The organism is Stackebrandtia sp., from assembly GCF_035643755.1.
GTDB lineage: Bacteria > Actinomycetota > Actinomycetes > Mycobacteriales > Micromonosporaceae > Stackebrandtia.
Genome location: NZ_DASQPW010000273.1, coordinates 1 through 19,331, shown reverse-complemented (window position 1 = coordinate 19,331; position 19,331 = coordinate 1). Strand labels below are relative to the sequence as shown.

The window sequence follows — 19,331 nt, the reverse complement described above, 5'->3', positions numbered from 1 at the left end:
TCGTGGAGCCGCAGGGAATCGAACCCTGGTCCTTCGCCGCATCTGTAAGACTTCTCCGGGTGCAGTTCGCTGTGCCTTTCCTCAAGCCCCACCGCTCACGCGAACTAGGCGGTGTGACGGGCTCCAGCCACCGTTGATGTCGCACTGGACCCAGTGACCAAGGCCAGTGCCGAGCGTCCTAAATAATGCCGGCGACCGGGACGGACGCGCTCCCGGACCGACAACTTCACCTATCGCTTAGGCAGCGAGGGCGAAGTCAGCGCGTTTAGAGTTCGCACTTGTGGTTTCCAGCGACGATTAGCGAGACGACGCTGGCTTCCTCGACCCGCTTCCCTTACGTCAACGTACGAAGTCGAAACCGATCGGCCCCTCTATTGAGTTGTGCCGAGCCATAGTAACGCGCGGGGCGGGGCCGCGCATTCCCTTATTCGCTCATGCCCTTGGCGCGGCGGCCCATGGCGCGGGCGATCTCGCGGTCGGCGTCGCGTTTGGCGAGGTCCTGGCGCTTGTCGTAGGTGTGTTTGCCTCGGGCGAGGCCGAGTTCGACCTTGGCCCAGCCGTCCTTGAAGTAGAGCGACAGGGGGACGAGGGTGAGGCCGGCCTCGGTGAGTTTGCCGGTGAGCTTGTCGATCTCGGCGCGGTGGAGGAGGAGCTTGCGGACGCGGCGGGGGGCGTGGTTGGTCCAGGTGCCGTTGGCGTATTCGGCGATGTGGATGCCGTGGATGCGCAGTTCGCCGTTGTGGAGGTCGGCGTAGGCGTCGGCCAGGGAGGCGCGGCCGGTGCGCAGGGACTTCACCTCGGTACCCGTGAGGACGATGCCCGCCTCGTAGGTGTCCAGGATGGTGTAGTCGTGCCGCACCCGCCGGTTGGACGTGATGGGTTTGGTCCCCTTCTCCTTGGCCATCACCAAAGCTTAACGTCGTGGGCGGGCGCGGCGCGAGTCGGTTATCGGCATAGGCAGGACGGCAGCCAGCCGAGCGGCTGTTTGGGTACGCCGTTGATGCGGACCTCGAAGTGCAGGTGGTCGCCGGTGGAGGCGCCGGTGGTGCCGACGGCTCCGATGGTCTGGTCCTGGCTGACGTGCTGGCCCACCGAGACGTAGATCGCCGACTGGTGGCCGTAGCAAGTGGACAGATTGTCGTGGTGGTAGATGCAGGTGTAGTTGCCGTAGCCGCCGTTCCAGCCCGCCTGGACGACGGTGCCGGCCGCCGCGGCGTGGATCGGTGTGCCCTCGGGGGCGGCGAAGTCCGTGCCGGCGTGCAGCTGCCAGACGTGGTAGTACGGGTCGTAGCGGTAGCCGAACTCGCTGGACTTCCAGCCGTTGACGGGCATGATGAGTCCGCTCGAGCCACCTCCTCCGCCGCCGGAGTGGGACGAGGAGGCGGGCGCCCTGGCGTGGCCGTCACCGGAGCCGTGGGCGCGCAATCGGGCCGCTATGCGTTTGCTCTCGGCCTCGGCCTGGCGGTACTGCTTGAGGCTCTTGCGGCGTTCGCGCTGGGCCACCGACAGGGCGTCGGACTTGCGGTCGACGAGGCCGTCGACGGTGGCCTTGGCGGTTTCGGCCTTGTCGGCCTTGGCCTGGGCGGCGTCCAGGGCGTCGGCCGCGGCGGTCTCGGCGGCCTCGGCCTCGTCCTTGGCCGCGGCGGCACGGTTGGAGGCCACCTTGGCGTTCTGGCGGGCGCGGGTGACGGCGTCCAGGGCCTCGGCCTGGCGGCGGGCCAGCATATTCACATAGGACATCCGGTCGACGGCCTGGAAGACGTCGTGGGAACCCAGCGCCGAGTTGAAGGCGGCCAGGCCCTTGCCCTCGTAGAGCTCGGAGACCATGTCCCCCAGCTGCTGGCGCGCCTTGTGGACGGCGTGCTGTTCGCTGTCGAGGTGTCCGATGGCCCTGTGGTGGCGGGCGCGGGCGGCGTCGGCGTCGTCGGCGGCGCTGTCGGCGACCACCTGGGCGGCGGCCACGGCGCCGCGGGCCGCGTTGAGGCGGTCCTTGGCACCCGGGAGTCGATGTTCTACGGCGGCCAGCTTCTTACCGGCTTCGCGCGCGGCCTGGGTGGCGTCCTCCAATGTGGCTTCGGCCTCGGCGACCTTGCGGTCGGCCACGCTCTTGTCATTACCGGGGTCTGCGGCGGCCGTCCCTGGTGAAAGGGCGAGCGCGGTGGCCAGTGCCACCGCGCTCCACAGCCTGATCCTCATGGACGCTTAAGTTACGCCGCATTCACGTTCCGCTGCGGGAATTGGCGAAACTCCCTAGTGGCGCGTCGCGGTTTCCTACACCTTCACCTGGAAGCGGAGGGTCACCCATCCGGTGATCGCGCTGATGAGGCTGGCGACACCGGCCAAAATGGGCAGCATCAGGATCACTCGCGACCATGGCATGGGCGTCAGGATCGCGAATAGGTTCTTGAACGTGCCGTCCACGAGGAACGCCTTGGCCGCCACCAGGGCAAGGAAGGCCACGATGGACCCCAGCATGCCCGCGAACACCGCCTCTAGGACGAATGGTGCCTGGACGAACCAGTTGGACGCGCCCACCAGTTTCATGATGGACACCTCTCGGCGTTTGGAGTAGGCCGCGACCTGGATGGTGTTGGCCACCAGCAGCAATGCCGCGATGCCTTGTACCAGCGCGACGATCAGGGCGAGTTTCTGGACACCCCCCAATAGGCCGAACACCTTGTCGAGCGAATCTCGTTGGTTGAAGACCCGTTCGACGCCCTTGATGTGGCTGTACTTGGACTCGAACTTGGAGGCCAGGCTCATGTCGGTGAGCTTGACGCCGAAGTTGGCCGGCAGCCGGTCGGGGTCGGTGTTTTGCACCAGGTCCGGGGCGTTCTTGAACAGCTCCTTGAATTCCCGGTAGGCCTGCGCCTTGGTCTTGAACTCGAAGGTGTCGACCAGGCCACTGGCCTTGTCCTTCTGGAGGCTCTGGCGCACCTGCTCGGTCTGGTCGTCGCCCTTGTCGAGCTTCTTGTCCAGGTAGACGAGGATCTGGATGTCGCCCTTGTACTCGTTCTCCATGGACTGGACCTGGAAGTACAGCAGGACGCCGGCGCCCAGCATGGTCAGCGACACCGACATGGTGATGATCATGGCGATGGTCATGCTGATGTTGCGCCACAGGCCTACCGCGACCTCGGACAGTACGTACTTGGCACGCATTACTTCGTTACTACCTTTCCGCCGTTATCCGTAAACGCCGCGGGCCTGGTCACGCACCATATGCCCGCCTTCGATCTCGATGACGCGACGCCGCATCTGGTTGACGATGTTGGAGTCGTGGGTGACCATCACGATCGTGGTTCCGGTGCGGTTGATGCGATCCAGCAGCCGCATGATCTCGATGGAGGTGTCGGGGTCGAGGTTTCCGGTGGGCTCGTCCGCCAGCAGGATAAGTGGACGGTTCACAAAGGCCCGTGCGATCGCCACGCGCTGTTGCTCACCGCCGGACAGCTCGTGGGGGTAGCGGTGTTCCTTGCCGCCCAAGCCAACCAGGTCCATGACTTCGGGGACGACCCGGCGGGCCACGGTCTTGGACTTGCCGATCACCTCCAGTGCGAAGGCGACGTTCTCCGCGGCCGTGCGGTGGGGCAGCAGCCGGAAGTCCTGGAACACACAGCCGAGCGAGCGCCGGAAGCTGGGTACCTTCCAGCGATTCATCCGGGTGACTTCCTTGTTGTTCACCCAGACCTTCCCCTTATCGGGGATGACTTCGCGCAGCAAAAGCTTGATGATCGTCGACTTACCGGCACCGGTGGGGCCGATGAAGAAGACGAACTCACCCTTCTCAATGGACACGTTAATGTCCTCAATGGAGGGGCGGTTGGATCGCGTGTAATGTTTCGTCACGTGCTCGAGCCGAATCACGCTGCGAGAGTCTACGCGGGTGGTATGGGGCGGGTGCCACACCCCCTCAGAATCCACGCCCGGACGGCCGAAGGCGTTACTCGACAATCACACGATGGGAGGGTGTCGAAATCCTCCGAACCGGTGAATCGGCTCAGTACAGCGCCGCGGGCTAATTCTGGGCGACCTTCAGATTCTGTTGCTGCTTGCGCCAGCGAATCCCGGCCTCGATCAGTCCGTCGATCTCGCCGTCGTACACGGCCATGACATTGGCCGACTCCCAGCCGGTGCGCAGATCCTTCACCATCTGGTACGGGTGCTGGACGTAGCTGCGCATCTGCTCCCCCCAGGAGGCGGCGACGGAGCCGCGCAGCTCGTCGATCTTGGCCTGCTCCTCGTTGCGGCGGCGGGCCAGCAGCTTCGCCTTCAACACCGCCATCGCGGTGGCCCGGTTCTGCAGCTGGCTGCGCTCGTTCTGGCACGACACCACGATGCCCGTCTCCAGGTGGGTGATGCGCACCGCCGAGTCGGTGGTGTTGACGCCCTGGCCGCCGGGGCCCGAGGAGCGGTACACGTCGACCCGGATCTCGTCGTCGGGGATGTCGATGTCGTCGGTCTGCTCCACCACCGGCACCACCTCGACCGCGGCGAAGGCGGTCTGGCGGCGGCCCTGGTTGTCGTACTTGCTGATCCGCACCACGCGATGGGTGCCCTGCTCCACCGACAGCGTGCCGTACGCGTAGGGGGCCTTCACCGCGAAGGTGGCGGACTTGATGCCCGCCTCCTCGGCGTAGGAGACGTCGTAGACCTCGGTGGGGTAGCCGTGGCGCTCCGCCCAGCGCAGGTACATCCGCATCAGCTGTTCGGCGAAGTCGGAGGAGTCGGCGCCGCCGGCGCCGGAACGTATCGACACCAGAGCCTCGCGGGCGTCGTACTCGCCCGACAGCAGGGTGCGCACCTCGAGCTCGTCTATGGACTTGCGAAGGTCGGCCAGTTCCCGGTTGGCCTCGGCGACCGCGGAGGTGTCCTCCTCGGCGTTGGCCAGCTCCCACAGCACCTCGGCGTCGTCGAGGCGGCGGCGCAGATTCTCCACCCGGTTGAGTTCGCTTTGGACGGCCGACAGCCGCGAGGTCACCTGTTGCGCGTGAGTGGTGTCGTCCCACAGATTGGGGGCGGCCGCGGCGGCCTCCAATTCGGTCTGTTCCCGCCGCAGCGCGTCCAGGTCCAGCACCGTGGTCACCGACTCGAGCGTGGAATTGAGGTCGCGCAGTTCGGCGGAGAAGTCGTTACCGGTCACAACACCCCAGCTTACGCTTGCGGCCGACGGCGACGCCGCGTGCCGCCCGTGCCGACGAGAAGGGCGCGACGGCTCGCACCGTCGCGCCCATGGAACAGATATGAGGCCGCCTGCCTGCCAACTGGCGGCCGATTGGTGGTTTAGCCCTTCTGGCGCGACTTCAGCCAGGCCAGCGCGGCCTTGTGGTAGCCGACGGCGAAGTCCATCGCCGTGGCGGCACCGGCGTCGTCGGCGGCCAGTTCCTTGGCGCGCGCCTTGACGTCGTTGAGCGCCTCGTTGTGGTACTCGACGGCGGCCTTGTACATGTCGGACAGACCCGAGGCCGACATGTGGTCGGCGAAGGCGGTCCGCAGCGCGACCGGGTCGCGGAGCTGACCGATGCCGGCCTCCTCGCCGATCCACTTCGAGAAGGCGCGCTTGCCGGAGGCGCTGATGGTGTACGGGACGCTGGCACGCGGTCCCGGCTTACCGACCCGGACATAGCCCACTTCGGCCAGTGCCGGGAGCTCCCGGTACACCTGCGAACGGGTCATCGTCCAGAACGGGCCGAGCCGCCTGGTCGCCTCGGACATCAACTGCCCACCGGTCATGGATCCTTCGTGCAGCAGGCCCAAAAGGGCGGCTGCGGTTGCGTTCAGTTCTTTTCCTGCCATGCCCTACAGGATGCCATGTCTTGACTTTGGACGCAACCCCGGGGCCTCTATTGTGCTCAAATTCGTTCCACAGGCAACTGTCTTAGCTGAACTATACGGTTGGACCACGTTGGACACGTGTGGGGATACTCGGCATTCGGCTCGAAAACGGTCACCTGCCACCAGGATTACCAGGCATTGGCGATCCGATCTGGCCCTCGCCGGGAAAGTCCGTTGAGGACTCGCCGGAGCCACTTCCGTCACCGCCGTTGCCCCCAGTCCCACTGTCGTCCGTGGAGTCATCGGTCGGTCCGACGCCTCCTTCGCCCGTGCTCGACGGACCGTCCGAAGGCGAGGACTCTTGACCTTTTCCTTTGTCCCCCTTGGAATCAGAGTCTTTCGACTGGCTCGATTCCTCTTTGGCCTGATTCTTGGTGTCGGGTTGGCCGTCGCCGCCGTTGAGGCTGGCGAACAACAGCGCGCCGCCCGCGGCGAAGGCGACCAGGATCGACGCCGCCGCGACGAACACGCCCGCGCGCTTGCGCTTGTCCCCCGTCGCCGCCTGGGGAATCGGGGCACCCGCCGCAATGGCCACACTGGTCGGTGGGGCCGGCGGAACCGGCGCGGCCATCTCGATCAGCGCGGGCGCGTCGGCGGCGGCGCGCGGCCGCAACCGGGGCGTCTGGCGCGCGAAGGCGACCTCGGGGAGCAGCGCGGCGCCGGCGCGCAGCATCTCCGGTATGCGTTGCGCCTCAGGGCGAACCGCGGGGTCGGCATCGAGGCAGGATTCAATGACCGTCCACAGTTCCGCCGGCAGGGGTTCGGGGCGCACCGGGACGCTCTCGCTTTGGCGCTCAAGCACTTCCTCGATCGAGCCGCCCCGGTAGGGATTGACACCGCAGAATACTTCGTAGGCCACGAGGCCGACTCCGTAGACGTCGGACTTGGCGCTGGAGGGGTTGCCCGCCACGATCTCGGGCGCGGTGTAGTCGGGCGTGGCGTAGGTGGGGGCGTCGGCGGCCGCAGTGCGGCGCGCGACACCGAAGTCGACCAGGCGCACCGATCCCCCGTCGGCGGGCAGCAGGATGTTGCCGGGCTTGACGTCCCCGTGGATGATTCCCTTGGCGTGCACCGCCGCCAGGGCCGCGGCGATCTCGGACAACACCTGGACCCCCCGGTGCGGCGGCAGCGGACCGTCGTCGATGAGGACGCGGCGCAGGTCGACGCCGTCGACCAGGTCCATCACCAGGGCCATCAGGGAGCCGTCGATGATGAGGTCGCGGGGGCGCACGATGCCGGGGTGGTCGAGCTCGGCCAGCACCTCGGCTTCGTCCAAAAAGGCCGTCGCGATGGCGGGGTCGGCGGCGGATTCGGCGTGCAGCACCTTGATGGCCACGGTTTCCCCGGTGACCAGATCGCGGGCGCGGTGGACCACTCCGGCGGCGCCGCGGGCAAGTTCGGATTCGATTTCGTATCTGTCGGCGAGTACGTCGTTCATGGGTGGGCTCCCGCGCTGTCAGGGTCTGGCTCCACCGTATTGAGCCGACGCCACCGGCGAAAGGGGATTACCGAGGCTTGGCACGAAACCGGGAGTCGCGCCCGCTACAGCACCGAGCGCAGCTCCCACAGCTCGGGATAGCAGCGCAGCTCCACACGGGAGCGCAGGTAGGCGCCGCCGGCGCTGCCGCCGGTGCCGGGCTTGGTGCCGATCTGGCGTTCGGCCATCAGGACGTGGCGGGCGCGCCACTGCGCCAGCGACTGGTCGTGGTCCATGAGGGACTCCGCGAGGTCCCACAGGCCGCCGTGGCGCTGCCGGTCGGTGGCGATGGCGCGCAGCGCCTCGACGCGCTCGGTGGGCTCGTCGGTCTTGAAGCCGGCGTGGCGCAGCGCGGCGAGGAACCCGTCCCACAGGCTGGGGCGTTCCAGCCGGGCGGCGAGGCGGTCGCGCTCGACGTCGGACAGGCCGCGGAAGCGGCGGATGAAGCCGGGGTCCTTGAGTCCGGACAGGAACTCCAGCTCGCGGAACTGGACGGACTGGAAGCCCGAGGCCGGGGCCAGGCGGTTGCGGAACTCCAGGAAGTCCTGCGGGGTCATCGTGTCGATGATGTCGACCTGTTCGATGAGGACCTTCATGACCGTCTTGCAGCGGGTGAGCCGCACCCGGGGCAGGTAGGTCTCGCCGTCGAGCATGCGGGCGCCGGCGTCGTCCAGTTCGTGCAGCAGCAGCTTGAACCACAGCTCGTACGCCTGGTGGATGGTGATGAACAGCAGCTCGTCGTGGGCGGCGGGCTCGGAGGCGGGGCGCTGCTGGTCCAGCAGCTGCGGTATGCGCAGGTAGGAGCCGTAGGTGAGGACGCCGCCCTGCTCACCGAACTTGGGGTCGGTGGGGGCGCCTGACGGCACGGGGGTTTCGCGATCTTCGGCCACGGGCTCACCGTACCGCGTTTTCGTAACGGTCGTCATGCGGACGTTATCGCGGGCACGAAGATGGGCGGCCCGGCGCCGGGCCGCCCATTCATTGACTAATCCATGTGCGGGTACCGGAAGTCGGTCGGGGGCACGAAGGTCTCCTTGATGATGCGCGGGGAGATCCAGCGCGCCAGGTTCTGCCAGGAACCCGCCTTGTCGTTCGTACCCGAGGCGCGGGCGCCGCCGAAGGGCTGCTGGCTGACCACCGAGCCGGTGGGCTTGTCGTTGATGTAGAAGTTGCCCGCGGAGAAGCGCAGCTTCTCGGACGCGGCGTTGACCGCCGCGCGGTCGGTGGCCCACACCGCGCCGGTGAGCGCGTACGGCGCCACGTCGGCGGCCTGCGCGACGACGTCGTCGAAGCGGGAGTCGTCGTAGACGTTGACGGCGATGATCGGTCCGAAGTACTCGGTGGAGTACAGCTCGTGCTCCGGGTCGCCGCACTCGATGACGGTGGGGCGCACGAAGAAGCCGACGCTGTCGTCGGCGGTGCCGCCGGCCAGCACCGTGCAGGCGTCGTCCTTGGCGACCCGCTCGAACAGGGCGGCGTGCTTGTCGAAGGCGCGGCGGTCGATGACGGCGCCGCCGAAGTTCGACAGGTCGGCGACGTCGCCGTAGGCGATGGATTCGGCGGTGGCGGCGACGCGGTCGCGCAGCCCGCCGTTCCAGATGGACGCCGGGATGTACGCGCGCGAGGCCGCCGAACACTTCTGGCCCTGGTATTCGAAGGCGCCGCGCACGATCGCGGTGTGCAGGGCGTCGGCGTCGGCGCTGGCGTGGGCGATGATGAAGTCCTTGCCGCCGGTCTCGCCCACGATGCGCGGGTAGGAGCGGTAGCCGGTGAGGTTGTCGCCGATGGTCTTCCACAGGTACTGGAACGTCGGGGTGGAACCCGTGAAGTGCAGGCCCGCGAAGTCGGGGTCGGTCAGCGCCATCCGGGACACGGCGGTGCCGTCGCCGGTGACCATGTTGATGACGCCCTCCGGCAGCCCGGCCGCCTCGAACAGCTTCATCAGGTAGTGGGCCGACAGCTGCTGGGTCACGGTGGGCTTCCACACCACGGTGTTTCCCATCAGGGCCGGGGCGGTGGGCAGGTTGCCGGCGATGGCCGTGAAGTTGAACGGGGTGATCGCCACCACGAAGCCCTCGAGCGGGCGGTGGTCGGCGGTGTTCCACATGCCCGGCGCGGAGTTCGGCTGCTGCCCGAGCAGCCACTCTCCGAAGTGGACATTGAAGCGCAGGAAGTCGATCAGCTCGCACGCGGCGTCGATCTCGGCCTGGATGACGGTCTTGGACTGGCCGAGCATGGTCGAGGCGTTGATGGTGTCGCGCCACGGCCCCGCCAGCAGGTCGGCGGCGCGCAGGAAGACCGCGGCCCGCTCGGTGAACGACATCGCCCGCCACGCCGGTGCCGCCCGCTTCGCCGCGGCCACCGCGGCCGCCGCGTCGGCGTCGGTGGCGTTGCGGGTGACGCCCAGCACGTGCGCGTGCTTGTGCGGCTGGACGACGTCGAGCGGCTCGCCGCTGCCGGTGTGGGTCGCGCCGCCGATGGTCATCGGCAGCTCGTGCTGGATGTCCGCCAGTTCGGCGAGCCTGGCGGTGAGAGTCTCGCGCTCGGTGGTTCCGGGCGCGTACTGGCGTACCGGTTCGTTCGTGGGTTCAGGCACCGACAACAGGCCGTCCATCGCATGCTCCTTTGATCGGATGGGTTACTTCGGACATGCTGTCATGACAACGTGCCCCCGGTGCGCCGGACGCGGTACGTGTGGCACCCCGTACCCTGACCCGCGTGAACGCCACGAAACCCGCCCGGCGGTCCTCGTCGGGCGTCATCGCGAACATCGTCCTGTTGGTCATCGCGGCGCTGTGGCTCGTGGGCTCCTTCCAGGCCCTTCGCGTGCTGGTGGCCGGTTCGCTGCGCACCCAACCCGAGTCGGTGGCCAACCTCATCATGTCGCTGTCGGGCACCATCGCCGGCGCGGTGTTCGGCGGCGCCGCGGCGGGGTATCTGGCGCGATCGGCGAAGGTGCGCCCCTTCACCGCGATGTCGCGCCACGTGTGCGCCCTCAGCGGCGGCGTGGTGGTCGGCCTGGTCACCGCCGGGCTGTCCTTCTACACCTTCGGCGCGACGCCCGCGGTGGCCACCATCGTGGCCGGGGTGGCGGGCTGCGCCGCCGTGATCGGCAGCCTGTTCGCCGCCGCCAAGAACCGCGACATCGTGTTCGCGGGGCTCGTGGGCACCCTGCTGGTGTTCGTCGTGATGTTCCTGCGCGGCTGGTTCGGCGGCCTGGTCAACTCCCTGTACCACTCCAACCCGGACGCCTACCGGTGGATCGCGATCGCCGCCGGGCTCGTCATCGGACTGTGCGTGGGCCTGTGCGGCTATCTGGTGCTGCGGCGCCTCCAGCCCAAGACGTCGCTGTACGGCTTCCTGGCCGCCGGCGCCGCGCCGGGTGCACTGTGGATGTTCAGCGAGATCGCCACCCGGATCGCCGCCGCCCTGCTGGTGGCCAACACCGCCGAGCCCGACGTGCTCAGCGGCCTCATGATGGACCAGAGCCTCCAGGCGCAGCTGGACGGCAGCATGGCGGCGCTGTTCGCGGGCGCCACCACCACCGTGCTGGCCTTCGGGCTGCTGGCGCCCAAGGCCGACGCCAAGGCGAAGGCCGCCAAGCGCGGCACGGCCGTTCCGGCCCAGAAGTCGAAGGCGAAGAAGACCGCCCCGGACGCCAAGCGCGGCGGCGGCAAGAAGTCCACCGCCTGAGGCGACCGCCGGTTAAGGGCCTCAGCAACTGGTCCAGCTCGGTCGGGTCGTACCACTCCAGCGCGTGGTCCTCCACCGAGTCCACAAGGAACTGAAGGTCCTCGTCCCCGACGACGGCCGCGGGCAGCGCGCCGACCGCCACGGTCACGTCGGTCTCGGCGTCGGTTCCGTCCACATGGACCGCCGCCACCGCCGACAGCGGGACGGCGTCGCACGGCGCGATCGCGCTGTCCCCCAATCCTCCCAGGGCCCGCGACAGCAGGGAATCGTCCACATCGGCCGAGATCACCACGCGGCGCCGCGGCGCCGCGGTGTCGGCGCGCAGCAGAACCAGGGCGTCCTGCGCCGCCCGGGTGAACGCGACGTACTCGAGGTCCTCGATGTCCCCGTCGGTGTACCACTCCCGCAGGCCCGGGGTGACCGCGTGGGCGCGCTCGGTCTGGTAGGCGCCCTTGAGGTGCAACTCGCGCAGGCCGTTGAGCGTCGACGGCAGATAGATCCTCATCATCCAGTTAGTATCACGCGACCAGTTGGCAGGTGGTCAATTGCCAGCCGGTGCGGCGCCCTCGGATCGCCCGCATCGCCACCGCGCGCACCCGGGGACCGATCTGGACCAGGGCGACGATGTCGATGGCGCCCCGCGCGCCCGGCGCCGCGCGGCTGAGCCGCAGCGACACCTCCCCCGCACGGGCCCGCTCCCCCAGCCGGTGGTGCAGCGCGTTGAACTGGGAGAAGGCGGCCGGGTTGCTGAGCCGCCGCAGCGTCGACACCGGCCGCCGCCCAGCCAGCACCTGGGAGCACGCGGCCACCAGGCGCTCGGCGACGCCGCGATGATCGACGTCGGGCGCGGGCCGCGGCGACACGGGCGGCGCCGGGCTGGGCGCCGGCGGAAGCAGGGCGGTGAACGGGATCAAACGGATGCGCGACACCGGCGCCGAACTGGTCATGGGCCCCCCTTGGCGAAAACGACGGTTCGCCGGACACGATAAGGCCGGTGCGCAAGTCGCTTGAGGACTCGCGCACCGGCCGGGGTACGTCGCTACTCTTTGGACGCTCCGGGGGCGCCGTGGCACTGCTTGTACTTCTTGCCCGATCCACAGTGGCAGGGCTCGTTGCGTCCCGGGGCCTTGCCGCCGACCTTCTGGCCCGGCGCGGCCTGCTTGCCGCCGGTGGTGGTGCGGGAGGACGGGCCGCTGCGGCGCGCCTTACCCTTGCCGCGCAACGCTTCCGGCGCGTCGTCCTCGACCTGGACGCCGCCGGAACCGGCCTCGCCGTCGATGGTGGGCGAGGAGTACTGCAGCTGCTCCGGCTCGGCCGAGGGCGTGCCCAGGCCGCGCGCCACCGTCGACAGCGCCGAGGAACTCGGGCGCGGCTTCGGCTTGCGCTTACCCCTGGACGCCTTGGCGGTCACCGGGGCGGGGGTCTCGGCCTCCGCCTCCTCGGCGGCTTCGGCGGACTCCTCGTCGTCGTCCTCGGACTCGCGGACCTGCACCTCGAGGCTGAACAGGAAGCGGACCGTGTCCTCCTTGATGCCGTCCAGCATCACCGAGAACATGTCGAAGCCCTCGCGCTTGTACTCCACGACCGGGTCGCGCTGGGCGTAGGCCCGCAGCCGGATGCCCTCCTTGAGGTAGTCCATCTCGTACAGGTGCTCGCGCCAGCGGGTGTCGATCACCTGCAGCAGGACCTCGCGCTCCAGGTTGCGCATGATCTCTTCGCCGCCCAGCTCCTCCTCGCGGGTGGCGTAGGCGGAGTGCATGTCGTTCTGGATCGCCTCGGCGAGGGTCTCGGGCTCCAGGTTCTCCCGGCCCCCGGCCTCCTCCTCGACGTCGGCGACCGTGACGCCGATCGGGTACAGGGCCTTCAGCGCCTTCCACAGCTTGTCGAGGTCCCAGTCCTCGGTGTAGCCCTCCTCGGTGGCGCCGTTGACGTAGGCGACGACCACGTCGTCCATCATCTGCTCGATCTGCTCGCTGACGTCCTCGCCGTCGAGCACCATGTGGCGCTCGCCGTAGATGACCTCGCGCTGCTTGTTGAGCACCTCGTCGTATTCCAGGACGTCCTTACGGGCCTGGGCGTTTTGGCCCTCGATCTGGGCCTGGGCGCTGCGGATCATGCGGGTGACCATCTTGTTCTCGATGGGCATGTCCTCGGGCATGTTCAGCGAGTTCATCAGGCCCTCGACGGCGCCGGCGTTGAACTTGCGCATCAGGTCGTCGCGCAGCGACAGGTAGAACCGCGACTCGCCGGGGTCGCCCTGGCGTCCGGCGCGACCGCGCAGCTGGTTGTCGATGCGGCGGGACTCGTGGCGCTCGGTGCCCAGCACGTAGAGGCCGCCGGCGTCGCGGACCTCATCGGCCTCGGACTCGCACTCCTCTTCCCACTTCTCGAGGGCCTTGTCCCATTCCTTGGCGTAGGTGTCCTCGTCGGCCTCGTTGACGCCGCGGTTGCGCAGCTCCTCGGCCGCCAGGAACTCGGCGTTTCCGCCCAGGATGATGTCGGTGCCGCGGCCGGCCATGTTGGTCGACACGGTGATCTGGCCCTTGCGACCCGCCTGGGCGATGATCGCCGCCTCCCGGGCGTGGTTCTTGGCGTTGAGGACCTCGTAGTCGAGGCCCTTCTTCTTCAGGTCGCTGGCCAGCATCTCGCTGTTCTCGACGCTGACGGTACCGACCAGCACCGGCTGCCCGGTCTCGTGACGCTCCACAATGTCATCGACGACGGCCTGGAACTTGGCCTCCTCGGTCTTGTAGATGACGTCGTTCTCGTCGAGCCGGATCATGTCCTTGTTGGTGGGGATCTCCACCACGCCGATCTTGTAGACCTTGTTGAACTCGCCGGCCTCGGTCAGCGCCGTACCGGTCATGCCGGCCAGCTTGTCGTACAGCCGGAAGTAGTTCTGCAGGGTGATGGTGGCCAGCGTCTGGTTCTCCTGCTGGACCGCCACGCCCTCCTTGGCCTCGATGGCCTGGTGCATGCCCTCGTTGTAGCGGCGGCCGTGCAGCACGCGCCCGGTGAACTGGTCGACGATCAGGACCTCGCCGTCGCCGGTGACGATGTAGTCCTTCTCCTTCTTGAACAGCGACTGCGCCTTGATGGCGTTGTTCAAGTAGTGGATCAGCGGGGTGTTGGCGGTGTCGTACAGGTTGTCGATGCCCAGTTGGTCCTCGACGAACTTGATGCCCTTGTCCGTGGCGCTGGCGGTGTTCTTCTTGTAGTTGAACTCGAAGTGGTGTTCCTCGATCTCGGCCTGCGCCTGCGCGGCCTTCTCGCCCGTGGAGACATCGGCGACGGTGGCGTCGTAGCCCTTCATGCGCGGCACGATCGCGGCCATCGCCAGGTACCACTTGGACGAGCCGGCGGCCGGGCCGGAGATGATCAGCGGGGTGCGGGCCTCGTCGATCAGGATCGAGTCCACCTCGTCCACGATGGCGAAGTTGTGGCCGCGCTGGACCCGGTTCTCCTTGCGGCGCGCCATGTTGTCGCGCAGATAGTCGAAGCCGAACTCGTTGTTGGTCCCGTACGTGATGTCGCAGTCGTAGGCCTCGCGGTGCTGCGCGGAGCTCTGACCCGACAGCACCACGCCGACGGTCAGGCCGAGGAAGCGGTGGATCTCCCCCATCCACTCCGCGTCGCGCTGGGCCAGATAGTCGTTGGTGGTGACAATGTGGACACCCTTGCCGGTGAGCGCGTTGAGGTACGCGGGCAGCGTCGCCACCAGGGTCTTGCCCTCACCGGTCTTCATCTCGGGGATCTTGCCGCGGTGCAGCGCGGCGCCGCCCATGACCTGGACGTCGAAGTGCCTCATCCCGCGCACGCGGGACGCGGCCTCGCGCACGGTGGCGAAGGCGGAGGGCAGCAGCTCGTCGAGGGACTCGCCGTCCTCGTAGCGCTGCTTGAGTTCATCGGTCTCTTCGCGCAACTCCGCGTCGGTATAGTCCGCGTATACGTCGTCCAGCGAATTGACCTGCTGGGTGATCGCCTTGAGGCGTTTGAGCTCGCGGCCTTCTCCGGCACGCAGCACTTTCTCGAAAATCGACACGGTCTGGTGCTCCTATGGGACGTCCTGGCGTCCCATCGTACGTGCACGATTTTGTGGTGCCGCTCTCCCCAGGCGTTCGCCGGATATCGCCTTGGCCACTGTCATGACGTCGGGCATGCTGTGCGGATGGAGACAGTGAACCTGGCCATCCCCGCCGACCCCGAGCGTGGCCTCCCACCTCTGTTGTTGCGCCCGCCGGCCGAGCGGGATCTGGACGCGGTGTCACACATGTACAACGACCCCGCCACGGCGCGCTGGACGCTGGTCCCGCATCCCTTCACCGCGTGGCACCGCGACAACTACCTGGCCATGGTGGGCCGCGAGTGGGCCACGGACACCATGCGGTGGATGGTCACCGATCGCACCGACGACACGGTGCTGGGTTCGGCGGCGCTGCGGGTGATGCGGCGCGACACCGCCGAGGTCCTGTTCACGACGATGCCGCGGGCGCGCCATAAGAAGGTGGCCACGCGCGCCTGCCACGCCATGGCCCGCTACGCCTTCGACCGGCTGAGCGTCGAGCGGCTGTCGTGGGACGCGATGGTCGGCAACCATCTGTCGCGCCTGATCGCGCTGCGCCTGGGGTTCCGGATGGAGGGCGTGGCGCGCGGTTTCGGTTCGCAGCGCGGCGACCGGGTCGACATGTGGATCGCGGCGCTGCGGCCCGGCGAGCTGCGGTCGCCGGTCGGCGAGCCGCCGGCCGGTTACGAACGGACGCGGCGGCGGGCGATGGTGTTCGTCGCGCCGCAGCCGACGCTGGACACCGAGATCGCGGGGCTGCGGTTGCGTCCGCTGTCGGGCGACGACGTCGACGCGCTGTACGAGGCGGGGCAGGACGCGGAGTTCGCCCGCTGGACGACGGTTCCCCAGCCGTACGAGCGGCACCACGCCGAGTACTTCGTGACGGGTTACGCGGACGCGGGCTGGCGGGCCGGGACCATGGTGACCTTCGCGCTGGCCGACGCCGACGATCGCTATTGCGGCGCGATCGACCTGCGGCTGGACGACAAGTACCCGCACATCGCCGAGGTCGGGTTCAACACGGCGCCGTGGGCGCGCGGCAAGGGCTACATGACCGCGGCGGTCAGGGCGGTGTGTGACTTCGGTTTCAAGTCCTTCGACTTGCGGCGCGTGGAGTGGAAGGCTTTCGTCGGCAACGACGGCTCGCGGCGGGTGGCCGAGAAGGTTGGGTTCACTATGGAGGGAACCGCGCGTGGCGAGGCCATGAATCGTGGAGAGCTCGTCGACAGTTGGTTCGGCGCGATGACAAGGGACGACTGGATTGGTTGACACATACGGCTTCCCGCGGCGGGAATGGGAGATCGGCGACCTGAGGCTGCGCCTGCTGCGCCCCGACGACGCCGCCGACCTCGCCGCGACCTGCGACGACCCGCGCACCCACCGGTTCCTGATGCGGCTCGTGTCGCCCTACACGGTGGAAGACGCCCGCGAATACATCGCGGGTCCGGCCGTCGACGCCTGGCGGGACGGGCGCGCCCAGTGGGCGATCGCCGACGCCGCCACCGACCGGTATCTCGGCTCGATCGGGGTGCCGCGGACGCAGCCGTCCTTCGACACCGCGGAGATCGGGTTCCTGGTGGCGCCGTGGGCCCGGGGGCGCGGCGTGGCCCCTCGGGCGGCGGCCGCGGTGGCCGACTTCCTGTTCCAGCACGGCATCCGGCGCGCCGAGCTGCACATCATGCCGGAGAACGTTCCCAGCCAGCGCGCGGCGCTGCGGGCGGGGTTCGCCTACGACGCCCGCCTGCGCGAGGCGATCGCCAACCGCGACGGCGGGCGCAGCGACCGGCTCATCTACTCCCGGCTGCCGGGCGACCCTCCGGGGCCGATCGCGCCGTCGCTGCCCCGGCTGCCGGGCGACGCGCTGACCGACGGCACCGTCACTGTCCGTCCATTGGGGCCGGACGACGCGGACGCGTGCTTCGCGCTCAACGACAGTCCCGAGGTGTGGCGCCGCCAGGTGCCGCCGACGCCGCCGTCGCGCGAGGCCATCGACCGGATGTGCGGCTTCGGCTCGGCGGGCGAGTGGGTCAACGGGACCACCGCCCGCATGGCGATCCGCGACGCGGCCGGCGACGCCTTCGCCGGGCTGATCGGGCTGCATCTGTCCATGGGCCCGCCCGGGGAGGCGATGCTGAGCTATTCGCTGGACCGCCGCTTCCGGGGCCGGGGCCTCGTGACCCGGGCGGTGCGGCTGGTGTCGGCCTGGGCGATCGAGCAGGTGGGGGTCGACCGGCTGATGGCCGGCACCGCCGCCGACAATCTCGAGTCGCAGGCGGTGTTGAAGCGCTGCGGCTTCACCTCCGAGGGCACCCAGCGCGCCATGCTGCCGGGGCCCGACGGCACCCGGGTCGACAACATCACGTGGTCGCTGCTGCCGGGCGAGGCCTGAATGGACATCGCCGCCGCCACCCGGTCGGCCCCGGGCGGCCCCAACGACGACACCTTCGTCACCGGGGCCGGATTCGCCGCGGTGCTGGACGGCGCGACCGCGCCGGTCAACCGGGACAGCGGGTGTGTCCACGATGTACCGTGGCTGGTGGCCCATCTGGCGGGCCACCTCGCGGCCGCGCTGAGCCGCGGCGGCGACGCCCCGCTGACGGGGCTGCTGGCAGCGGCGATCCGGCTCGCTCGTGACGACCACGCCGACACCTGCGATCTGTCCAATCCGGACTCGCCCTCCAGCACGGTGACGATACTGCGACAACGCGGCGATCGGCTGGATCACCTGGTGCTGGGGGATTCCCCGCTGGTCTTCGAGGGGGTCGACGGCGCGACGGAGGCCATCGTGGACGATCGGGTGGAGCACCTGAGCGCCTACGACCTGGACTCGGTGGCGCGGCTGCGCAACCACCCGGACGGCTTCTGGGTGGCCAGCACCGACCCGCTGGCGGCGGACTGGGCGCTCACGGGGAGCCGCCCGGTCGCCGGCGTCGCCCGCGCCCTGCTGGTCACCGACGGCACCGCGCGCCTGGTGGAGCGCTACGGGTTCCACTGGCCGCAGGTGATGCTGCGGGCGGACAAGGCGGGGCCGCGTGCACTCCTGTCCGATGTGCACGCGGCCGATGCGCGTCCGGAAACCGTGCGCGGCAAGCGTTTCGACGATGCCACGGCAGTGCTGTGCCGCTTCGTCGACTTAGCTACATTTGCAGCCGCAGGATTCCGTAGTCGAAGCCCTTGCGGCGGTACACCACGCTGGGACGTCCCGATTCCTTGTCGTGGAACAGATAGAAGTCGTGACCCACCATTTCCATGTAGAACAGGGCGTCGTCCACCGTCATGGGTTCGCCGCGGTGTTCCTTCTCGCGGACGATCCGGCCGGGAAGGTGCTCCTCCACCGTGTCGGCATAGGGATCGACGTCCTCGTGACTGGTGTCCTCCAGCCCGGTGTTGTTGACAGACATACGATCGGCGGCTGCTCGCCCCACCGAGACCGGGGTGCGTCGTCCATGATGCACTCTGCGCCGGTCGGCCATGCGCCGCATCCGGCTGGACAGCTTCTCCGTCGCCGATTCGAAGGCGGAGATGAAGTCCTTCGCGCACGCCTCGGCCCTGATGACCGGCCCCCGGGAAAAGCAGGTGATCTCCACCCGCTGGCACTGCTCGTGCTGCCGCCGGTTCGGCTCGTGGTGCAGCTCTACATCGATACGTATGACTTTGTGGGCGAATTTGTCGATCCGCTTGTGCAGCTTGGATTCCACCAGCCCACGATAATGATCCGGCACTTCGACATTGCGGCCCTTGACGATGATTTCCACGCCGTACCTCCCACACGATCATCACGTGTATGTAACGGAGTCTTGTTGAACCGTAACGTTCCCGTCTATCCCGATGAATGAATGAGATGCTCCCCAAACCGGGATAGGGGAAGAATACCTGCTCCCTTCACCCGACCGCGCTCTGCGCGTTATCTTCCTGAGATCTTTAAGACACTAGCCCTTCACGCCGCCGATGTCACCAGCGAAACCGACTTGATTTTTGAGTGTCCCGGCGATGACGGCGTAGCGTCGCCGCCAGCACGACGCCGCCGCTCACCGGCAGGCCCGCGGCGGTGAGCAGGGACGTCACCGAGGCGAGCGTGGCCCCGGTGGTGACGATGTCGTCGACGACGATGACGTGGCGGTCGGTGGCCACCGCGGCGACGCGGCCGGGGCGCAGGCGCCAGCGCCGCGCGGCCGCCTCCCGGCGCTGCTGTCGGTTCAGGTCCGAGGAATCGGGGGCCGGCCGGGCCCGCAGCAGCTCGGCCACGGCGAGGTTCGGCAGCGC

Annotated in this window: 16 protein-coding genes, 1 other RNA gene and 2 pseudogenes; 4 read left to right on the top strand and 15 right to left on the bottom strand. The window is 68.5% G+C overall.

Features of this window, described 5'->3' with window-relative positions; translation table 11 throughout:
* From ssrA to pruA, 10 genes are all read right to left on the bottom strand, one after another.
* Positions 1-370: a transfer-messenger RNA gene (gene ssrA / locus VE172_RS21090) on the bottom strand.
* A 54-nt stretch (positions 371-424) separates the two neighbouring features.
* The gene (gene smpB, locus VE172_RS21085) at positions 425-904 is read right to left on the bottom strand and encodes an SsrA-binding protein SmpB (RefSeq protein ID WP_324803964.1); all 480 of its coding nucleotides are present in this window, start codon (positions 902-904) and stop codon (positions 425-427) included.
* Positions 905-945: 41 nt separating this feature from the next.
* The gene (locus tag VE172_RS21080) at positions 946-2,196 is read right to left on the bottom strand and encodes a M23 family metallopeptidase (RefSeq protein WP_324803963.1); all 1,251 of its coding nucleotides are present in this window, start codon (positions 2,194-2,196) and stop codon (positions 946-948) included.
* Between the two features lie 75 nt (positions 2,197-2,271).
* A complete protein-coding gene (gene ftsX / locus VE172_RS21075; protein ID WP_324803962.1) occupies positions 2,272-3,162 on the bottom strand; it encodes a permease-like cell division protein FtsX in 891 nt (296 codons plus the stop codon).
* Between the two features lie 24 nt (positions 3,163-3,186).
* Complete coding sequence (ftsE, locus tag VE172_RS21070) at positions 3,187-3,867, bottom strand: cell division ATP-binding protein FtsE (protein ID WP_324803965.1); 681 nt, start codon at positions 3,865-3,867, stop codon at positions 3,187-3,189.
* A gap of 151 nt (positions 3,868-4,018) precedes the next feature.
* Positions 4,019-5,143 (bottom strand): peptide chain release factor 2, encoded by a 1,125-nt coding sequence (prfB, locus tag VE172_RS21065; protein ID WP_324803961.1) that lies wholly within the window; start codon positions 5,141-5,143, stop codon positions 4,019-4,021.
* A 140-nt stretch (positions 5,144-5,283) separates the two neighbouring features.
* Positions 5,284-5,796 (bottom strand): PadR family transcriptional regulator, encoded by a 513-nt coding sequence (locus VE172_RS21060; RefSeq protein ID WP_349258484.1) that lies wholly within the window; start codon positions 5,794-5,796, stop codon positions 5,284-5,286.
* Between the two features lie 151 nt (positions 5,797-5,947).
* Positions 5,948-7,273, bottom strand: a complete 1,326-nt coding sequence (locus tag VE172_RS21055) for a serine/threonine-protein kinase (protein ID WP_324803959.1) — start codon at positions 7,271-7,273, stop codon at positions 5,948-5,950.
* 104 nt (positions 7,274-7,377) lie between these two features.
* Positions 7,378-8,202, bottom strand: a complete 825-nt coding sequence (locus VE172_RS21050; RefSeq protein WP_324803958.1) for a tryptophan 2,3-dioxygenase — start codon at positions 8,200-8,202, stop codon at positions 7,378-7,380.
* Between the two features lie 95 nt (positions 8,203-8,297).
* On the bottom strand, positions 8,298-9,926 hold the full coding sequence (gene pruA, locus VE172_RS21045; protein WP_324803957.1) for an L-glutamate gamma-semialdehyde dehydrogenase: 1,629 nt from the start codon (positions 9,924-9,926) through the stop codon (positions 8,298-8,300).
* 104 nt (positions 9,927-10,030) lie between these two features.
* Here pruA and VE172_RS21040 point away from each other — a divergent pair, with 104 nt between their 5' ends.
* Positions 10,031-11,005: a hypothetical protein gene (locus tag VE172_RS21040; protein ID WP_324803956.1), complete on the top strand. Its 975-nt coding sequence runs from the start codon at positions 10,031-10,033 to the stop codon at positions 11,003-11,005.
* 22 nt (positions 11,006-11,027) lie between these two features.
* On the opposite strand, the pseudogene VE172_RS25545 reads toward VE172_RS21040, so the two are convergent.
* The 3 genes and pseudogenes from VE172_RS25545 to secA form a co-directional block, all read right to left on the bottom strand.
* Positions 11,028-11,513, bottom strand: a pseudogene (locus VE172_RS25545) (DUF6912 family protein); the annotation flags it as partial.
* A gap of 10 nt (positions 11,514-11,523) precedes the next feature.
* On the bottom strand, positions 11,524-11,952 hold the full coding sequence (locus VE172_RS21035; protein ID WP_324803954.1) for an Rv3235 family protein: 429 nt from the start codon (positions 11,950-11,952) through the stop codon (positions 11,524-11,526).
* 92 nt (positions 11,953-12,044) lie between these two features.
* A complete protein-coding gene (gene secA, locus VE172_RS21030) occupies positions 12,045-15,047 on the bottom strand; it encodes a preprotein translocase subunit SecA (protein ID WP_324803953.1) in 3,003 nt (1,000 codons plus the stop codon).
* Between the two features lie 126 nt (positions 15,048-15,173).
* On the opposite strand from secA, the gene VE172_RS21025 reads away from it, so the two are divergent.
* The 3 genes and pseudogenes from VE172_RS21025 to VE172_RS21015 all read left to right on the top strand — a co-directional run.
* Positions 15,174-16,337, top strand: coding sequence for a GNAT family N-acetyltransferase (locus VE172_RS21025; RefSeq protein WP_324803952.1), 1,164 nt, complete (start codon positions 15,174-15,176; stop codon positions 16,335-16,337).
* Positions 16,330-17,457 carry a GNAT family N-acetyltransferase gene (locus VE172_RS21020; protein WP_324803951.1) on the top strand — a complete coding sequence of 376 codons (1,128 nt, stop codon included), beginning with the start codon at positions 16,330-16,332 and terminating at the stop codon, positions 17,455-17,457. The genes VE172_RS21025 and VE172_RS21020 overlap by 8 nt, the downstream gene beginning before the upstream one ends.
* Positions 17,458-18,036 (top strand): annotated as a pseudogene (locus VE172_RS21015) (protein phosphatase 2C domain-containing protein); the annotation flags it as partial. It lies immediately after the preceding gene.
* 169 nt (positions 18,037-18,205) lie between these two features.
* On the opposite strand, the gene hpf reads toward VE172_RS21015, so the two are convergent.
* Together hpf and VE172_RS21005 are read right to left on the bottom strand one after the other, a co-directional pair.
* The gene (gene hpf, locus VE172_RS21010; protein WP_324803950.1) at positions 18,206-18,823 is read right to left on the bottom strand and encodes a ribosome hibernation-promoting factor, HPF/YfiA family; all 618 of its coding nucleotides are present in this window, start codon (positions 18,821-18,823) and stop codon (positions 18,206-18,208) included.
* A 196-nt stretch (positions 18,824-19,019) separates the two neighbouring features.
* Positions 19,020-19,331, bottom strand: a 312-nt coding sequence (locus VE172_RS21005) for a phosphoribosyltransferase (RefSeq protein WP_324803949.1), incomplete at its 5' end; no start/stop codon positions are given.